This is a genomic window from Enterocloster sp. OA13 (genome assembly GCF_022440595.1).
Taxonomy (GTDB): Bacteria; Bacillota; Clostridia; order Lachnospirales; family Lachnospiraceae; genus Enterocloster; species Enterocloster hominis.
This window is the reverse complement of record NZ_JAKNTF010000001.1, coordinates 1,208,562-1,227,062: the sequence shown is the minus strand read 5'-3', so window position 1 is coordinate 1,227,062 and position 18,501 is coordinate 1,208,562. Positions and strand designations below refer to the sequence as shown.

Below are 18,501 nucleotides of genomic sequence, written 5' to 3'. Positions count from 1 at the left end.
GGAGGATTTCATGGATATACTGATTTTCATTTACAACATTTTCCTTATTGTTCTTTATACAGTGGTTCTTACCTTCTGCATCATTAATTACAGGCACAAAAAAAGGCCGTTGACTGCCGCAACCGCCGTTCTCTTCCTTTTTTATATATTTGACAACATCATTATCTACATGACTGAATTCTTAGATGGGTTCTCTGTCCGCTATGACCTGCAGTTCATGAGTGCGCCTGCCTTTAAGACACTGATTTTCCTGGTAACCTCCTTCTGCCTGGTTTCCATCCAGCATCAGGTGCTTTCCCGGCGCCCAAAGAACCGGGATACAGCCGCGCTGGTGCTTTTAGGACTCAGCCTCCTGTTCATCCCCACTGCGGGATACGGCGCGTTCAAGGTATGGCTCTACTATCTTCCGGCCCAGCTCTTTACCTTGTATCTGAGCGTTTCCGGACTGCTGTACCTGAAAAAGCATCCCGGGGAGCTGGACAGGGAAATGCATGCCTATAAAAGCCTGCTCTGGATCACCGCTGTTTTTTCCCTACTGATACTGGCTGAAGACACCATCGTCATCTTTTCCTTTGACGTCTACTCGGATATCATGGTCAAGATCAACAACCGCAGCCTCTCTGAGGACATGATGAGCATCCTGTATTCAGTGTATGCCCTTGCATACCTGACCCGGCAGCTGCAGGGTCCGCTCATTAAAATCCAGGCCCCGGACATGGCCGGAAGCACGGCTCCCGCAGCGGATACCGGGAGGACAGCCATGATGGAGGACGGGGCGCAGGTGATGACGGAGGATGGGACGCAGGTGATGACGAAGGACGGGACGCCCACCTCCACCCTCCCGGATGGCAGAACGCAGGGACAGGCTGACAGCAAGGGGCAAATCCAGCCGGATGGGCCGGACAGCAACACCGTATTCCTTCATTTTGCCAGCCACTACCAGCTCACCTCCCGGGAGCAGGATATCCTGAGGATTCTTCTCACGGATAAAAACAACCAGGAAATCAGCGACGCGCTGTTCATCTCCATCGGTACGGTCAAGACCCATGTGCACAACATTTTCCAGAAGGTAAATGTGACCAAGCGCAGCCAGCTCCTGAGGGTTTATTTTGAATATCAGAAAGACATGCCCTGGAAGTAAGCCTGGCATGTCTTCTGATTATATCATCTTATTCTCTTTTCATCCTATTCTCTTATCATCTTACCGTCTGTCCTATCACTTCCCCAGGATTACAAGCAGTTCCTCCCCAATCAGGCCATTAGCCGCCGCCACCTGGCACGGCGTTGAAACATCCAGCGGTTCCCCATCATAATCCGTCACGGTTCCCCCTGCCTCCTGCACCAGCAGCATTCCTGCCGCAAAATCCCAGGGCCGTAGCACCTGCTCAAAATATGCATCCGTGCGGCCGCAGGCCACATGGGCAAGTTCAAGGGCCGCGGAGCCATTCCTCCTGATATCGGAGCAGCGCAGGAACACCTCTTTGAAATCCCTGAAATTCCTGTCCGCCAGCCCATGGTCATAAGGGCTTGTGCCAATGGCTATCAGGCTCCGCTCCATGGTATCCACCCGGCTCACATGGATAGGCCTGCCGTTAAGCCACGCCCCGCCTCCCCGGACGGCATGGAACATCTCATCGGTATAGGGCTGGTAAATGATTCCCAGTTCCAGCTGCCGGTTGTCACAAAATGCAAGGGACAATGCGCTGTTCCTGTAGTCATGTATCAGGTTGGTGGTTCCGTCCACAGGGTCCAGGATCCACACCGGCCCGGTAAAATCAATGTCGCTGTTATCCTTTTCCTCGCCCATGAACTGGATATCCGGATACAGCTGCATAAGCCCGTCCTGAATCATCTCCTGCACCTTAAAATCCACCTGGGTCACAAAATCAGCCAGACCTTTGACCTCAATCCTGGCTGCCTGCTCATGGTCCAGGAACAGTGGTTTGACCGTCCTTACCAGTTCCATCACCTTTGCCGCGTCAATCTTCATTCCCATATGCCCTCCTGCCGTGTCATCCATCCTATCAATCCGTATTGGTCTATTATACCACAATGAAAGGATTCAGCAAGACAATGCGGTTTCCCCACCTCCCATATCTGCCGCAATATCCTTATGTTCCATCTGCCCCATCCAGCCGTTCCATCACAGGCCACTCCCTTTCAATGTAGAACATCTCGTTCAGCATCAGCCAGTTGGCCCTGAAAAGGCTCATCAGCTGCCAGTATCCGGCCCCTGACAGCCCATATTCCCTGATAAGGTCGAACTTGGCCTTGATGCTCCTCACATCCTCAAACCACACCTCATGCTGGACTCCATACTGCCAGTACCGGAAGTAGGGTGACATGGCAGTCTCATCAAACCGGATATCCACACCGAAATCAATGGCAAGCTGCACCGCCTCATGGTTGTTGATGGTTTTGGCCCTGGTCACGCCCCGCTCATAGGGAAGGGCCCAGTCATATCCATAGTTAGGTATGCCCAGGCTCAGCTTATCCCTTGGAATGGCGGTGACCGCATAATCCACCACCCGCCTCACCATGTTGATGGGAGCCACGGCCATGGGCGGACCCTGGCTGTATCCCCACTCATAGGTCATCAGCATGGCGCGGTTGGCAGCCGACCCCAAAAGGGCGTAATCAATCCCCTCATACAAAAGTCCCCTCTGCTCAGCCGAGGTCTTGGGGGCCAGGGCAACGCTGACCGGATACCCAAACAGGTTCATGACCCTGGTGGCCAGGCCCACAAATGCGGCGAACCCCTCCCTGTCATCGGCCAGCACATACTCAAAGTCGATGTCCAGACCGCCAAAGCCTTTATCCTGCATGGTCCTGCCCAGTTCCCATATGATCCGCTGCTGCAGCTCGTGGCTGCGCACCAGGGCCGATACCAGATTATTATTAAAATGCCCGTCTTCCCCCAGGGGTGTCAGTGTCAGGATGGGCCGCGTCCCCCATTGCTGCGCCCGCCCTATCATCCACGCGTCATCGCTGATGGGCGGGATTAATTCCCCTTCCAGGGTAAAGCCATAGGAAAATACCTTCATCCCATCCAGATACGGCAGGGTTTCCTCCAGGACCTCCTCGTTGATGAACGGATACGCATATCCGCTGGTATAGAGCAGTTTCCTCCCCTCCACCGTATTACCGTCAGAAATATAAAGAGCCTGGCCAACGGCCAGGCGGTATGGGTACTCTATCTGATTGTCCCATAATAATGTTTCTGTAGGAATATTGTATGATTTTGCAATGGAATCCACACTGTCTCCCTGTTTTACCACATATATATCCAAAGCGCGCTCCTGAGCCTGTATTTATTGAATTATATGCAGCAACAGGCAATCCTAATACGGAAATGTATCCACTGCGCAGTTAAGGACGGCCTGCCCAAATTCCGGTTAATCCACCAGTCGTCTGAACATCCATTTCCCGGTTAATCCACCAGTCATCTGAGCATCATTTCCCGGTTAATCCATCAGTCATCTGAGCATCATTTCCCGGTTAATCCACCAGCCGTTTGGACATCCATCTCCCGCTCTTAACCCTCAGATGGGAGAATATGAATCCAATTGCCCATCCCGTAGGAATGGACCACCAGATAGCGCTGGCGCCTATGTAGTGTGCAAGCAGGTAAGCGATTGCCACGCGCGCAAACAGGTTGACGACGGAGCTGAGCATGAACGCCCCCATGTCCCCTGCCCCGCGCAGCAGGCCGTTGCCCACAAACAGTGCGCCCATCAGCAGATAGAACACGGATACGGTCTTCATATATTTAAGGCCGTAGCTCATGGCGCTGCCCTCGGAGCCCTGCTTCAGGAACAGTCCCAGAAGCTGGGGTCCGAACAGGTAGATGAGCAGGGTGATGATTACAGAGAATATGAAAACCATGAACATGCAGGATTTATACCCTTGCTTTACCCGGTCCACCTTCCCTGCCCCGATGTTCTGGGCCGTATAACTGGACATTGCGTTAGAAAAGTTCATGTTCGGCAGCATGGCCAGGGTATCAATCTTAGTGGCTGCCGTGTAACCTGCCACAAATACTTTTCCGTAAGAATTGACCAGTCCCTGCATCATCATCATGCTGACAGAGACAATGGACTGCTGTAGCATGGAGGGAACCCCTACCTTTGCAATCCTTCTTGCGGCATCCATGTCAAAAAAGGCAAAATCCCTTCCCCTGGCGCAAGGCTCATCCTCCATCCTCCGAAGCCGGCCAACCAGCACGAAAAATGAGATGAATGCGCACAGCCCCTGTGCAATCAGGGTTGCCCATGCCACCCCGGCCACCCCCATATTGAACTTAATGACAAACAGCAGGTCCAGGACAATGTTGGTCAGGGCCGACACCATCAGGAATTTTAACGGGGTCTGGCTGTCACCCAGGGCGTTATAGATACCGTTCAGGGAATTATACAGGAAAAGGAACACTGCACCGCCAAAATAAATCCTCAGGTACGACAGGGAATCCGCCATGATATCCGGGTCCGTTCCCAAAAGCTTAAGCAGCGGAAAGGAGGACAGTTCCCCGATGCCCATGATGATAAGTCCGATTACGCCAAGGGATATGAGGGCGGTTGACACCGTCACCTTCATTTCCCTGATTTTCCCGGCTCCGAAGAACTGGGAGATGACAACGGTACATCCCATGGAAAGTCCGGCCGCCACAGCCACGGAAAGGAATACCACCGGAAAGGATGAGCCGACCGCGGCCAGGGCGTCCTCGCCCACGAACCGGCCCACCACCATGGAATCCACCATGTTGTAAAGCTGCTGGAACAGGTTTCCCACCACCATGGGAATTGCAAAGAAAAACAGTAGTTTTAAAGGTTTCCCCTCTGTCAGGTTATTTATCATATGTACTTCCTTCCCTCTGAATGATTTGATTGTGTCTGTATTCCATGGCGTTTTCGGCAATGCGCTTGACAAAATCCTGGTACAGACAGCGTTCTTCCTCCGTAAAACCGGAAAAGCAGACAGCATCCCATTTTTCAAAAATCCTGTCTATCTCAGACAGGATCTGATTCCCCTGCAAGGTCAGGCTTACCAGCTTCTGCCGTTTATTATTTTCATTCACAACCCGGCAGACCAGCCCCTTCTCCTCCAGTTCCGACAGGTTCCTGGCAATCCTGCCCTTATCCATGTCAAAATGGATACATACATCCTCCTGGGTACAGCATCCCTTGCGCAAAAAAATAAGGATTTTCCCCTCCAGAGGCTGAAGTCCATACTTTTCCAACTCAGTCCGTATATATAATAGCTCACAACGGCGGTATATTCCTATATACTGGTTCATGCTTCCTCCCGGTTCATGATTACGTGTAATTAATTGCATTATACAACAGTTGCAACAATCAACCATTATAACGGCTTCTCATGTGTCTGTCAAGCATAATGTCCATAATAGTTTTAACAGTTTCCCATCTGTTTCCCATTCACGGGTTTTTGTGGTATCATATCAGACAGCAGGAATGATTTGGATTTAACCTGAAAAGCAGAGGTGATAGCATGAGATTTAGAAGGAAACCGGCCCGTGAAGCAGAGTGGGCCGCGCTTAAGAAGCAGGAGGACCGCTTCCTCCTGAACGCAGGAAAAGAAAGACAGCCTGTCCTAAACCGTCAGCTGGAACGGTTTGTGCCTGACAGACTGTCCTCTACCCTTGACCTGGCATTCTGTAAGGCATTTGAACTGGTGTTTGAAAAGGGAACCGGCGTCATAGAGAAAACATACCACAAAGAAAATCGCGAGATGGCTTACAAGGTCAACGCTTACGCCGTGGGCCTGAAAGAAAGCAGGAAAAACCTGAAGGCATTTTCAAAAAATGCCAAAAACAGCAAGGCCGTCAACCTCCTGGCATCCGGCGCCAGCGGTATGGGGCTTGGCGTCCTTGGTATCGGGCTGCCCGATATTCCCCTGTTCACGGGAATGATCCTGAAGGCAATCTACGAACTTGCCCTCAGCTATGGCTTCACCTATGATACGGCCGGCGAGCAGTGTTTTATCCTACGGTTAATCCGCACCCCCCTTTTATCAGGGGAAGAACGGATCATGGCTGATGAAGGACTGAACCGGATGATTACAGGATCCGTATCCCTTTCCCCTGACCAGGCCTTTGCCGGACTGGATAAAAAGGAAGAGATACGTCTGACAGCAGAAGCACTCTCCCATGAACTCTTATATATGAAGTTTCTCCAGGGAATCCCGGTTGCAGGGGTGATTGGCGGAATGTATGACGCGGTGTATATGAAGAAAATCACGGATTACGCGGAAATGAAATACAAGCGCCGTTTCCTGGAACGTATCTGTAGATAGTATCCACCCTATTTCAGTTTACCGGCCAATGCCGCCTGGGCCTTTTCATAATCCTTTCTGTTCACATATATCTTATATTCACATGAGCAGGAGGGATTGCTTCCCAACCGGTCCACCCCAATCGGCCCTGAACCTATATTGCGCGCGGCAGTGCCGCCCGTGTCCACAATATAGTCAATCCCGCACCCTTCAAGGGCGCTCCTGGCCTTGGACTGAAGCTCCATGGAATAGGTGACAAGAAGTTCTTTCCTGTTAAAAACCGTAATCATGGCCGTTCCCCCTTTCGCTGTATATCCGTCTTATTTTCCAGATTGTTTTTTGTGGTTCCATTGATATTTTTCATTGCCTGTATAGCTATTTCAGTCGCCATAAGATGACAGATTGTTCCATGGTCAGGCCCCGCAAACCCACATGAAATGGGCATTACATGGTTTTGTAAAGTTGGGCACCACGAAATATAAAATCAGCACGCCCTTGTCCGACCTGCTGATGTGCATAGTATACCATACTTATCCCGAAACCGCAAGAGGCAGGACGGCCTTTGCGGGTGCCTAACCGAGGGGCCTGTATGATTAATCCTGAATCCCCGAAAACATGCTTCTATCGTTCCGCATGATCTCCCTGACGTGAGATTGGCGCCGTCACATGCCTGGGCTATTTCCATGCGTGGCCGATGTACCAATCCCATACAAAACAATCGTGGCAAGCAGGGCAGGAGTATATGCACTCCTGCAAAACGCTTGTTGGGGACCGGACCCCAAAACCAGAAAAGAACCGCCAGCGACGGCCCTTTTCACCGCCCTTACGGGGCGGCTACGCATCCTCCGGACGCTTTCAAATATGAGAGACACACCTTTTTCCCAGGCGGTAAGGTTTAACGTCTTTCAGCGCCCGCAAGGGCGAGTAGCCGCTCCACAGGCGGAGCGTTTAGCAAGGCAGCGAAAGCGGCCCTTATCGGGGGATTGGGGTGCCTTATACCAATAAGGCGTACTACGTCAATCTATTTGTCTTTGTGGGTAATTTTGCGAAATAGCATTTTTATTCCATCTAAGACAATACCATAAAGCAAAAAAGTTAAAACTAAGCCAATATACCAATAGATAGATATTTGGCCAGTAATCGTATTACATGGCACTTGCAAACCAGAGTCCATTAAACTATATAATGGGCCTTGGGAGTCAGCGATTATATTCAGTAATGGGTTAAATCTAATGAGTACAATGCTTTTTGAATCTTGTCCGATTTGGTGCATAAAAATCTCGAAAACAGATATGATTAGACACCAAAAGATAAAAGACTTCGTTGTTTTTTTCAATGCAAAACCTCCGTTTATTACAAAATTCTGTCGTTCGCCTTATCCGACGAAGGCACTCTTACCCAATAAGGCGCACATCATCTATAGTGCCCTGCTAAAACAGCTTGCTGCAAAATGTGCCCTTGCATAGCTTCCATTAAATCCTTTTTCCTGGAGGTACTGGGCAAATCAAGAAAACAGTCCAGCACAAACACATTGAAGTGATACATATGTGACCACTGAAATGGCGGCTTTGGTCCTCGATACCGGTGTTTTCCATAGCCAAGTCCTTGCACGGCACCACCTAAAGAGCTCACTTGTTCCCCATGATGGATATTCCCTGGGATTACAGATATGGCGGGAATATTCCAGATGACCCAATGATTATAGGCTGGTATTGGATGGTCCATATCATTCATAATAATTGCGATAGATACAGCATCTTTGCTTAAACCAGTCAACACCAATTCGGGTGATCCGTCCGCTCCATATCCGGTATACTCTTTTGGAATCATCCCCCCGTGTTCAAAACAGGGAGATGTAATCATTAAATAATCCATTCGCTTTCCCTCTCAAATGCTACACAACTTAACCATTTCCATTCTAATATCAGCGTGCGGAAATGTCAAACAGTTCATTTTGTATCATAACTTCATGTTACTGTCCATAACTCTTTTTGTATATCCGGGCACCGATTGTGAACTATTTTGTCGCTTTACACATATGCCCATTTTACAAGAAACCCAGTAACCATGCGGTTTTCAGCTTATAGAAAAGACGTAACCGGCTAAAAAAATAACTATTTTTTATTATATCGTATCGAATGAGCCTGATAAGGTTGAAAGGGTAAGGATATGACAGACCCAGCACAAAATGTGAAACATAACCATTCCGGATGTATTATAATAATATCATCGAATCATACAGGAGGATGAAGTATGAAAACGAATATACAGATTATCCAGGAAGTGGTTGATTACATTGACAGCCATCTGGAGGACAGGCTGGACTCAGAAAGCATTTCCCGGCAAGCCGGGTATTCCAGATACCATCTTAGCCGGATGTTCACATCCATTACCGGGCTTTCCCTGCACACCTATATCCAGAGGCGGCGGCTGACCGAGGCTGCAAGGCAGCTGGTGTTCACGGACCGGCCTGTCATGGACATTGCCCTGTCCGCAGGGTATGGCAGCCAGCAAGCTTTTACAGTGGGGTTCAGGGCGCTGTTCAGAACCAGTCCCAGGGCATTCAGGAAAAAGGGGGACTTCCATCCCCTGCAGCTTAAGTTTACCGCAGACGGGACAGATGCACTGAGGGGAGACAGGATAATGGATATACACACAATGGAAAGCGGCCCCATATACCTGGCTGGATATAAGAAAAACACACGCCTTGGCTTCTTTGTCATAGGACAGTGCTGGCGCAGGCTCCACGCCGCAAAGCACACAATCCCCAACCGGAAGGATCCTGATTTCCTGGTTGGCCTTAATGATTACACGAAATGGGATGCGGATGCGGACAGACAGCCTGCCTTTGACTACTATGCCGCATCAGAACAGACTCAGCCCGGCAGGCTTCCCCCGGGAATGGAGGCAAAGGAACTTCCTGCCGGAAAATATGTCATCTTCCGTTTCAGGGCCAGGAGCACGGACAGCTTACAGCCGGTGGCAGATTATATCTACAAGACATGGTTTCCACAGTCCACCTGCCGTCTGAATGGGCATGCGCCATATGATTTCGCACGATATGGCGAGGATATGGACGCGGATGGGAAAAGCCTGATTGAATATTGGCTTCCTATTATATAGGGATTCCGCCGTTGTCCCTAAACCTCAACATTCTTCCTGCCATCCACATATCCGTATCCGCCCACACGGACTCCTGAGACAGCATGGCTGTCACCTTCCACATGGACGTATATCCTGGAAATGCTGTTTAAATTATGTCCTTGCTCAAACACATACCGGGACTGCCTCAAACCGTATTGGTACAGGTAGCAGGCCAGGGCACAGTTGGAGGTGCCGGTTGCGGATTCCTCATTGATTCCATAGAGAGGGGCAAAATTCCTGCATACCGCGGTCAACTCTCCCGCCTCCTTCATAAGCGAAAAGGCATGGACACCCACGCAGTCCTTTTCCCGGCTCAGCCTGGAAACCTCCGCAAAATCAGGGATCATATCCCCTAAAGCCGCCGGACTGCTTATGGGGACCAGTATATCCTTTAATCCGGTAGAGACAATCTGGACAGGCATGTCATCCGCAATGATGTCCGGACAGAAGCACCTTTGTAAATCAACCTTATCCAGCGTTTCATAAAAACGCGGGGCATTCTGTTCCATGAGGATCAGGCCGTCCTCACCGGCAGTGACCCGCAGGATACCTGATTTCGTCTCGATGGTGTAACACGGTTTATCTAACATATGTAAATGCCTCAGCACAACAAACGTGCCCACGGTTGCATGACCGCACAAGGGGACTTCCCCTGTGGGTGTAAAATATTCCAGTTTCAGGTCAGCACGCCCTGACTCCGACACAAAGGCTGTCTCCGGATACCCTAACTGATATGCTATCCCGGTTTTTTCCGCCTCATTCAGATCCGGCCCCGCAAGCACCACGCCTGCGCGGTTTCCGCCCATATCATCTTTACTGAATGCACTTGCAACATAAACATTTACGTTCATAATCATATCCTCTCCCACTGCCCGGTTCTCATGGATGTCTGTGATAATCCGGGGTCCTCCTATCCTTTTTCACATTTCATCATTTTCTCATGCGGTTAATATAATGTCAAGGATATCTTATATGGCATATGCTCCACCCAAAATCAGCCCACGCAAAAAGCAGGAAAACCATAAACCAGTTTTTCCCGCCCTTCTATCCTTCCCTACACCTTCCGCTCATACACGCTCCGTATCCCGGCTTCCTCCCGGTAATTGGAAACGGTCCTCCTGGAAATCCTCAGGCCATATTCCTTTTTCAGCATATCAGCCAGCTTCCCGTCACTGTAGGGCCTGTCTCCCGGTTCCTTTTCAATGAGGAATGCAATCAGTTCCCTGACACTGGATTTCCCCATGGTGCCTGTGACGCGGCCCTGACCATCCACCACGTCCACGCCCTTGCTGAAGAAATACTTAAGGGGCAGGATGCCCTGGGGACATGACACATATTTGTTGGAGACAATGCGGCATACCGTGGATTCATGGACTTCCAGTTCATCCGCAAACATCTTATATGTCATCCCGGTAAGGAATCCGCCTCTGAAAAAGCTGCCCTGGACCTTCAGCAGGTATTCCCCCATCCTGCAGATGGTCCGGTTGCGCCTGCTCACTGCCAGATATATCTGCCTGGCCCTCAATAGCTTCCTGTCCATATATTCCTGCAGTTCTTCATTATCCTCATCCTTCATGGTCCTGCGGTAAAAATCGCTGACACAGTACTGGCGCATGTAATAATCATTAACCCTGACCTCCAGTCCACCGCCCCTGGGTACGATTAAAATGTCGGGAATCACGGTTTCCACAGCGCAGCCTTCCCCGGAATCCCGGATTGGATACGGCTTAAGCGTACCCAGGACCCGCACCCACCGCTTGACCTCCTGAAAGGAGGCGTGGATCATATGCGCAATCTGGACAAAGGTCATCTCTGTTATATCTTCCAGATGGTTCATGCAGAGATCCCGGAAGGCGTCCGGCACATGGATTCCTTTTTTCATAAGCTGGAACAGGAAATACTCTCCCATGGAAACGCATCCGATTCCCTCAGGCTCCAGCTCCATCAGCTGTTTCCTGAGAACGCGGTACTGCCTGACCGGTATCTTTAACAGCCTGCTTCCTTCCCGCTCAGAAAAGGCCAGGAAGCCATGGTCATCCAGAAGAAGGATCATCTGTTCCAACAGGCGCCGCCGGTTCTCCGGTGTGCGGCCGTCATAAAGCTGTTCCTTGATATCCATCCTCCAGTCGCACCCGGATGTACCATACTCCTTTCCATTGTCCCCGTCCGCATCCCCGGCTTCCGGTCCGCTGCCATTCCCTGGAATTGGCCTGCTTTCCTTTACATTGGCCTTATAATATTCCAGCCACTGATACTCTTCTCCCGAGAACCCCTCCCTCTGTTCAATGAAGGGATTCTCCAGATATTCTTTTTTCAGCAGTTCGCCTACCTGGGCATTGCCCAGATGAAGGATATGAAGGGACTGGTACTGGTACGCGGACAGCGTCTGCTTCTGTTTCAGTTCCTGGCTCATGACCAGACCATTTTCCACGCAATCCCCTCCTCTTATTAACGGAAGCCATATCCACAGGAATTCATGCCATACACCGGAACCCATGCCGTACACCGGAACCATGCCGTACACCGGAACCTATGCTGCACACCGGAACCCATGCCGCACACCGGAACCCACGCCGCACACCGGAACCCACGCCGCACACCGGAACCCATGCCGCACAACGAAACCCATGCCGCACACCGGGCCTCAATGGGACACTGTCATCCGGCAGGTTCAGATATCACAGGCTGCCGCAAATGCCTCCTGCACATTGGAAAACCCGTTTTTCACCGAGGCCGCATCCCCGATGGGCCTTACCTCCAGCCCCGTGTCAGCCAGCATTTCCCTAAGTCCCTGTGATGGACGCATCCCCACTGCCAGGATGATCTGGTCAATGCCTTCCACACGCATTTCCCTGCCATCCTTTTCCAGGACAACGGTTGTTCCTTCCACCCTTTTCACGGTTGTCATGGTGTACATGGACACGCCCAGCTCCCTCAATGCCTTCAGAAGGAAATACTTCGGGCCAGGCTCGCAGTCAATGGCAATGGCCTCCCGCATCTCCACCAGCTCCACCGGAACCTGATAGCCTGCAATGAACTCCGCGGTTTCCGCACCCGCAAGCCCTCCGCCTATGATCAGCGGATGATTGCCGAACGGTTTCTTCCCTGTAAGGACTTCCTGGGCAAATGCAGTCCCCGCGGTTTCGATTCCGGGAACAGGCACCATCACAGGCGTGCTTCCCGTTGCGTCAAGCACCAGATCCGGCGCCATCTTAAGAAGGAACTCCCGGTCCGCTTCCTGGTTCAGAAGCACGGTCACTCCCAGGCGTAAAAGCATATGCTTCTGCCAGCTCACAAAGGAAGGAAAATCCGCCTTGCTGCATGGGATGCCGGCCGCAATCCACTGGCCTCCCAGCCGTGCTTCCCGCTCCGCCAGAATTACCTGATGGCCCCGCATGGCCGCCACAATGGCTGCCTCACAGCCGCTGATGCCGCCTCCGGCAACCACTATCTTCTTAATATGTCCTGCCCTGTCCTCCGGCGAATATGTGGTTTCCTTGCCTGCAAATGGATTCACAAGGCAGGTAAGTGTCTTTTTCCTTAACGTGCTCCCAAGGCATCCCTGGCAGCATCCGATGCAGGTGAGTATGGACTGCGTATCCCCTGATTGGAGCTTAGCGGGCAGGTACGGGTCTGCCACGGAAGCCCGCCCCATGGCCACCAGGTCTGCCTTGCCGGACAGGATTACCTCCTCCGCCAGCTGCGGGCTGTTAATCCTCCCCACCGTAGCAACCGGGATGCCCACAACCTTCCTTATCTCATCTGCCAGTTCCACAAACGCGCCGCTTGGCACATAGAAGCTGGGAACCGTATTGTAAAATGTGGCCGGCCCTGACTGGGAACAGTTGATGGCATCCGCCCCGGCCTGTTCCACCAGCCGGCAGATGGCCTTTGCCTGCTCCACATTCATGCCCTGGTCAATGAACTCCGTGGCTGAAATCCGCAGCAGCACAGGATAATCCCATCCCGCCCTTTCCTTCACCGCCTTCACTGTCTCCACTGCAAACCTGGCACGGTTCTCCAGCGTGCCTCCGTACTCATCCGCCCTCCGGTTGGAGAACGGGGACAGGAACTGGGCAATCAGGTATCCATGGGCGCCGTGAAGCTCCACTGCGTCAAATCCGGCCTTCCTGGCCCGCAGCGCCGCATCCGCGAATTTTTCCTCAATGGCCTTTATTTCCCCAACCGTCAGTTCATGGGGCACCTCCCGGTTGGAAGGGTCGCAGATGGGGGAGGGACCCACGTTATGGATGCCTGTGATGCCGCTGTGTGTATTCCTTCCCGCATGGTAAATCTGGGCGCAGATTTTCCCGCCTGCAGCGTGGATCCGGTCCGTGCACTTCTTATAACCTTCAATCTGCCCGTCATCCCAAAGTCCCGGCAGTTCCTTCTTAACGCCCACTCCCTCGTCAATCAGGAAATCTTCCGTGATGATCAGTGCCCAGCCGCCCTTTGCCCTGGTTTCATGGTAGGCAATGAACTGCTCCGTGGCCCTGCCGTCCTCCCCCACAAAACGGGTGGACATGGCCGGCACGATCAGGCGGTTCTTCAGCTTCATGGTGCCAATGTGGTTTTCTTCAAATAAACATTCATACATAGGAAAATGACTTCCTTTCGTCTAAGCGCGGCTCTTCTTGATTTCCTGGATCAGTACGGGGATTACCAGCTTTAAATCCCCTACCACGCTGTAATCAGCAATATGAAAGATTGGGGCTTCCGGATCCTTGTTGATTGCTATGATGGTGCCGGAACCGCTCATTCCCGCCACGTGCTGTATGGCCCCGGATATGCCGCAGGCAATATACACCTTGGGTCCAACGGTCTTGCCGGTCTGTCCCACCTGATGGGCATGGGCAATCCAGCCGGAATCCACTGCGGCGCGGGACGCCCCCACAACACCGCCTACCAGGTCAGCCAGTTCCTTTAAGGGCGCAAAGCCTTCAGGCCCTCCGACCCCGCGGCCGCCGGACACGATGATTTCAGCGCCCTCCAGATCCACGTTCTCCGCCCCCATCTCATGGATGACCTCCACCAGGCGGGTGCGTATCCTGTCAGCCGTGATGTGGATATCCTCATGGATGACCTCTGCCTGCCTTGCATCATCCCTTTCACCCTTTTTGAACACGCCCGGACGGACCGTGCCAATCTGTGGGCGGTGGTTGGGGCAGAGGATGGTTGCCATCAGGTTTCCTCCAAAGGCAGGACGTGTCCATGCCATGTTGCCGCTCTCCTCATCAATATCAAGGCCCGTACAGTCCGCTGTCAGTCCTGTCCTCAGACGGCAGGAAATACGCGGCCCCATGTCCCGGCCCTCATTGGTTGCGCCAATCAGCATGGTGGTAGGCCCGTATTTTTCAACCAGGGCGCAGACCGCGTCCGTGTAAGCGTCGGTGGTGTAATGTTTATATTCTTCGCCGTCCACGGCGATTACCTTGTCAGCCCCGTATGCAACGGCTGCCTTCACAGCCTCCCCGATGCCGCATCCGATTACCACGCCTATCAGTTCCCCGCCCTGCTTATCAGCCAGGCGCCTTCCCGGATTCAGAAGCTCCAGGCCCACGTTCCTGGCCTTTCCTTCCTCATCCGTTTCTATAAATACCCATAAATCCTTATTCTTAGCCTCCATGTCAGTCCCTCCCTCTATCCAATGATATTTGCATCGCTTAACATGGCGAATAACTTCCTGGCCGATGCCTCGCTGCTGTCCTCAGAAATCTTGATCCCACCCTGCTTCTGGGGAGGAGTAAAGCTTTTCTTAACCTTGGTAGGGGAACCTTTTAAACCGATGCTTTCCCTGTCCACAGGCAGGTCGTCCGCTGTCAGGGTCGGTATCTGCGCACGCCCTGCTGCCAGCTTGGACTTGATGGTAGGGAACCTTGGGTCAAAGTAGGGCTTTGTGACCGTGACAACACACGGCATGCTGGCTGCCAGCACCTCAAAGCCGTCCCCTGTCTCGCGTTTTACCAGGACCTCCCCGCCTTCCACCCTGGCTTCCACCGCGTAGGTGACCTGAGGATAATCAAGATGCTCCGCAATCTCAGGTCCGACCTGGGCCGTATCGCCGTCAATGGCCTGTTTGCCGCAGAAAATGATATCGAATTTACCTTCCGTCTCCTCCAGCTTTTCAATGGCTGTCTTAAGGGTATAGCTGGTAGCCAGGGTATCGGCTCCGCCAAAGGCCCTGTCGCTGACCAGGTACGCCTTGTCACCGCCCACGGCCAGGCACTCCTTTAAAGCCGCCTTGGCCTGCTCCGGTCCCATGGACAAAAGCGTTATCTTTGTTCCTGGTGTCACATCCTTAATCCGGGCGGCAATCTCCAGAGCATATGCGTCAAAGGGATTGACGATGCTTGGAACGCCTGCACGGATCAATGTATTGGTTACCGGATCGATTTTAATTTCGGTTGTATCCGGTACCTGTTTGATACAAACTAATATATTCATATATCATCCACCTCTTATTTTCATTGTTGTCAGTGTGTCCGGGTATTGCCGGACACATGGGATTGACCGCCGCGGGTATATACAATCACACCGTCCTTTATCCCTATATCCAGTCCGCCTGTCTCAGCCATATATTCCAGGATGGAACGCACCACCCGCTCCATGAGACGGGCCTTGGGCAGGCTCTTTACCACTATGCCCATATGCCCTGTCAGCCCTTTCACCATGTCCTCCAGATAAAACTCCTCCGGCATGATTTCCCGGATGCGCCCCTCCATCTCCTCAAATGCCTGGATATTGGCTTCCAGCACAGGCTTCATGTCCCTGTATACCCCATAATGGGACAGGATGCAGGGAGAGCCGTCAAAACGCCCTGCCGCCATCCTCATGGTATCAAGTGCTGTCTTCCAGTTGAGCATATAGATTACCTTTTCCTGCCGGGCCTCAGAAGGTCCCAGCAGGCAGTCGCCCAGATACGCCACCTGATCCGGCGTCACGAACCCCACCTGGCTGGCCGCATGGCCCGGCAGTCCAATTACCTTAAACCGGACGCCGGACACCAGGATTTCCTTTGCCCCGTCTTCTATCAGCCTGTCAGCCCTGCACACCATATCAGAAAAATTCTTCCTGATTTCCGTTTCCGTGCAGGAATAAAAACAGGACTTTAAGGCCACCGTGTCATGGAGCGCCCCTGCGTCAAAGGCCGTCATGACACATTCACATCCGAACATTTCCTGAAGCACGGCATGGTTCCCCACATGGTCATAATGGGCATGGCTGGTGAGCACTGCTTTTATATTGATTGTATGTTCCTTCAGATAATGGATTAACTCATCCCGGTCAAAGCGTGAGCCGGAATCCATGATGATCCATTCCTTTTCGGTCATGCAGTACACAGGGATACAGTTTCCCTTAAGACTCAGGCAGCCCGTGTTGCCCGCCACATGTTCAAACCTGGCCATCCTCTTCCTCCATCCGTTTCCTTGCAATCTCCCGGAGCTTGAATTTCTGTACCTTGCCAGTAGTTGTGTGAGGCCAGGTACAGCTGTCCGTAAAGAAAAAATATCTGGGCACCTGGTATGGCGCCAGGTTGGCTTTACAGTAATCCACAATGGATTCCTTTGTCTCCTGGTCCGGGTTGTCCGCATCCACGAACGCAGCGCCGATATACCCCAGCTTCTCATCCGGCACGCCTACCGTCTCCACCGTTACCACGTGTTCACACTTGGATATGATTTTATCCAGGTACTGGGGCGAGACATTTTCCCCGTTAATCTTATACATATCATTGCAGCGGCCCAGGAACTTGAGGTACCCTTTTTCATCAAAATACCCCACGTCCCCTGTTTTCAGCCATCCTTCCTGATCCACGGCCAGGGCGGTTGCCTCCCCGTCCCGGTAATATCCCCTGGTCACGATCGGTCCCCTGCACAGCAGCTGGCCGCAGCCTCCTAAAGGCAGTTCCTCACCGTTTTCGTCAATCACCTTGTACTCGATTATATTTCCATTCAGGCGCTCATCCCCTGCCGGGCCTCCATAGAGGATTTTCCCAACACGTCCGGCCAGGACCTCATCATCATCCTCAGGATCTGTCTGCATGGATGCCCCGCACACCTCGGTCATCCCGTATCCCGTGATCACTTCCTGTACCCTGAGTCTTTCCCGTATCGCCTTCCACACCCATCTTGGACAGATGGAGGCGGAACAGTAGACTGCGTGGAGTTCCTTCAGCGGGTATTGTCCCAGCTCAGGATATTGGAGCAGTTTCATCATGATGGACGGCACGCTTAAGATATCATTGGCTCCGCAGCGCTCCATGGCATCCAGTGCCTTTTTCACGTCAAATTTGCCTCTGGTGATCAGGATGCTCCCGCCTACCAGGATTGCCGCCAGCAGCCCTTCCACATAACCGTATACATGGAACAGGGGAAGGGGTACATATATCCTGCGCCCCGTCTCATATCCCCTGTTCACGCAGCTGGCAAATGCGCTGCGCCACAGCATGTCATGTGAAAGCATCACTCCTTTCGGCCGCCCTGTGCTTCCCGAAGTATAAATGATGTCGGAAATGCTGTCCGCATCCGGCCAGGGCATCTCCATGGCCGGGGCCTTCCCCTTTTCCAGAAATTCCTCCCATGAAAGGTACCGCCCGTCCGCCCCTGCGGTGCCATCCAGGCAGATGATATGGCACAGTCCGGGACAGGCAGACTTATCTTCAGCCTCCACAGGTCTTTCCGTAATCAGGAACCTGGCCCCGGTCTGTTCCAGGATATACTCCAGTTCCCTCAGGCTTGCATTGCGGTTCACAGGCACCTTCACTGCCCCGGCTTTCGCCAGGGCAAATGTGACCGTGACAAATTCAATCCGGTTACTCAGGGCAACGGCCACACAGCCGCCCTTTGTAAGTCCCATGGACCATAAGGCCGCGCTTATGCGGTCCGCTTCCCCAAGGACTTCCCCGTAGGTAAATTCCCTTCCCTCTACCAGCAAAAACACACGCTCCGGGCCTTCGGCCGCCTTTGACGCCAGACCTTGGTAAAGCGTCATTTTCTTCCATACAGGAAAACGGGCCAGCAGGTCCTTCCGGCGTTCCTCTAAAGATTTCATGTCATCTTCCTTTTTGAA

At 52.3% G+C, this 18,501-nt stretch carries 16 protein-coding genes; 3 read left to right on the top strand and 13 right to left on the bottom strand.

Annotated features, from left to right (window positions below; genetic code table 11):
- Positions 1 to 10 precede the first annotated feature (10 nt).
- Entirely contained in the window at positions 11 to 1,141 is a 1,131-nt protein-coding gene (locus tag MCJ35_RS05340) for a helix-turn-helix domain-containing protein (protein WP_025482607.1), read from the top strand.
- Positions 1,142 to 1,216: 75 nt separating this feature from the next.
- On the opposite strand, the gene MCJ35_RS05335 is transcribed toward MCJ35_RS05340, so the two are convergent.
- The 4 genes from MCJ35_RS05335 to MCJ35_RS05320 form a co-directional block, all read right to left on the bottom strand.
- Entirely contained in the window at positions 1,217 to 1,990 is a 774-nt protein-coding gene (locus MCJ35_RS05335) for an inositol monophosphatase family protein (protein WP_240299784.1), read from the bottom strand.
- Positions 1,991 to 2,111: 121 nt separating this feature from the next.
- Positions 2,112 to 3,290: a glycosyl hydrolase family 18 protein gene (locus MCJ35_RS05330; protein WP_025482608.1), complete on the bottom strand. Its 1,179-nt coding sequence runs from the start codon at positions 3,288 to 3,290 to the stop codon at positions 2,112 to 2,114.
- Between the two features lie 208 nt (positions 3,291 to 3,498).
- Positions 3,499 to 4,854, bottom strand: coding sequence for an MATE family efflux transporter (locus tag MCJ35_RS05325; protein WP_008722910.1), 1,356 nt, complete (start codon positions 4,852 to 4,854; stop codon positions 3,499 to 3,501).
- A complete protein-coding gene (locus MCJ35_RS05320) occupies positions 4,844 to 5,293 on the bottom strand; it encodes a MarR family winged helix-turn-helix transcriptional regulator (RefSeq protein ID WP_008722908.1) in 450 nt (149 codons plus the stop codon). Before MCJ35_RS05320 ends, MCJ35_RS05325 begins: the two co-directional genes overlap by 11 nt.
- 212 nt (positions 5,294 to 5,505) lie before the next feature.
- On the opposite strand from MCJ35_RS05320, the gene MCJ35_RS05315 reads away from it, so the two are divergent.
- Entirely contained in the window at positions 5,506 to 6,309 is an 804-nt protein-coding gene (locus MCJ35_RS05315) for an EcsC family protein (RefSeq protein ID WP_025482610.1), read from the top strand.
- An 8-nt stretch (positions 6,310 to 6,317) separates the two neighbouring features.
- On the opposite strand, the gene MCJ35_RS05310 is transcribed toward MCJ35_RS05315, so the two are convergent.
- Both MCJ35_RS05310 and MCJ35_RS05305 read right to left on the bottom strand, forming a co-directional pair.
- Positions 6,318 to 6,578 carry a putative signal transducing protein gene (locus tag MCJ35_RS05310; protein ID WP_008722904.1) on the bottom strand — a complete coding sequence of 87 codons (261 nt, stop codon included), beginning with the start codon at positions 6,576 to 6,578 and terminating at the stop codon, positions 6,318 to 6,320.
- Positions 6,579 to 7,701: 1,123 nt separating this feature from the next.
- Positions 7,702 to 8,163, bottom strand: a complete 462-nt coding sequence (locus MCJ35_RS05305; protein ID WP_008722899.1) for a YbhB/YbcL family Raf kinase inhibitor-like protein — start codon at positions 8,161 to 8,163, stop codon at positions 7,702 to 7,704.
- Between the two features lie 378 nt (positions 8,164 to 8,541).
- Between MCJ35_RS05305 and MCJ35_RS05300 the strand changes: the two genes are divergently transcribed.
- The gene (locus MCJ35_RS05300) at positions 8,542 to 9,411 is read left to right on the top strand and encodes a helix-turn-helix domain-containing protein (protein WP_240299383.1); all 870 of its coding nucleotides are present in this window, start codon (positions 8,542 to 8,544) and stop codon (positions 9,409 to 9,411) included.
- A 17-nt stretch (positions 9,412 to 9,428) separates the two neighbouring features.
- Here MCJ35_RS05300 and MCJ35_RS05295 read toward each other — a convergent pair whose 3' ends face one another.
- The 7 genes from MCJ35_RS05295 to MCJ35_RS05265 form a co-directional block, all read right to left on the bottom strand.
- The gene (locus tag MCJ35_RS05295; protein ID WP_025482612.1) at positions 9,429 to 10,283 is read right to left on the bottom strand and encodes a PhzF family phenazine biosynthesis protein; all 855 of its coding nucleotides are present in this window, start codon (positions 10,281 to 10,283) and stop codon (positions 9,429 to 9,431) included.
- Positions 10,284 to 10,486: 203 nt separating this feature from the next.
- Positions 10,487 to 11,863 (bottom strand): RNA polymerase factor sigma-54, encoded by a 1,377-nt coding sequence (locus MCJ35_RS05290; protein WP_025482613.1) that lies wholly within the window; start codon positions 11,861 to 11,863, stop codon positions 10,487 to 10,489.
- A 240-nt stretch (positions 11,864 to 12,103) separates the two neighbouring features.
- Complete coding sequence (locus tag MCJ35_RS05285; protein ID WP_025482614.1) at positions 12,104 to 14,029, bottom strand: oxidoreductase; 1,926 nt, start codon at positions 14,027 to 14,029, stop codon at positions 12,104 to 12,106.
- Positions 14,030 to 14,050: 21 nt separating this feature from the next.
- Positions 14,051 to 15,058 (bottom strand): electron transfer flavoprotein subunit alpha/FixB family protein, encoded by a 1,008-nt coding sequence (locus MCJ35_RS05280; protein WP_008722883.1) that lies wholly within the window; start codon positions 15,056 to 15,058, stop codon positions 14,051 to 14,053.
- Between the two features lie 14 nt (positions 15,059 to 15,072).
- A complete protein-coding gene (locus MCJ35_RS05275; protein WP_008722878.1) occupies positions 15,073 to 15,876 on the bottom strand; it encodes an electron transfer flavoprotein subunit beta/FixA family protein in 804 nt (267 codons plus the stop codon).
- Positions 15,877 to 15,905: 29 nt separating this feature from the next.
- Entirely contained in the window at positions 15,906 to 16,838 is a 933-nt protein-coding gene (locus MCJ35_RS05270; RefSeq protein ID WP_025482615.1) for an MBL fold metallo-hydrolase, read from the bottom strand.
- A complete protein-coding gene (locus MCJ35_RS05265; protein ID WP_025482616.1) occupies positions 16,825 to 18,483 on the bottom strand; it encodes a class I adenylate-forming enzyme family protein in 1,659 nt (552 codons plus the stop codon). Before MCJ35_RS05265 ends, MCJ35_RS05270 begins: the two co-directional genes overlap by 14 nt.
- Positions 18,484 to 18,501 lie beyond the last annotated feature (18 nt).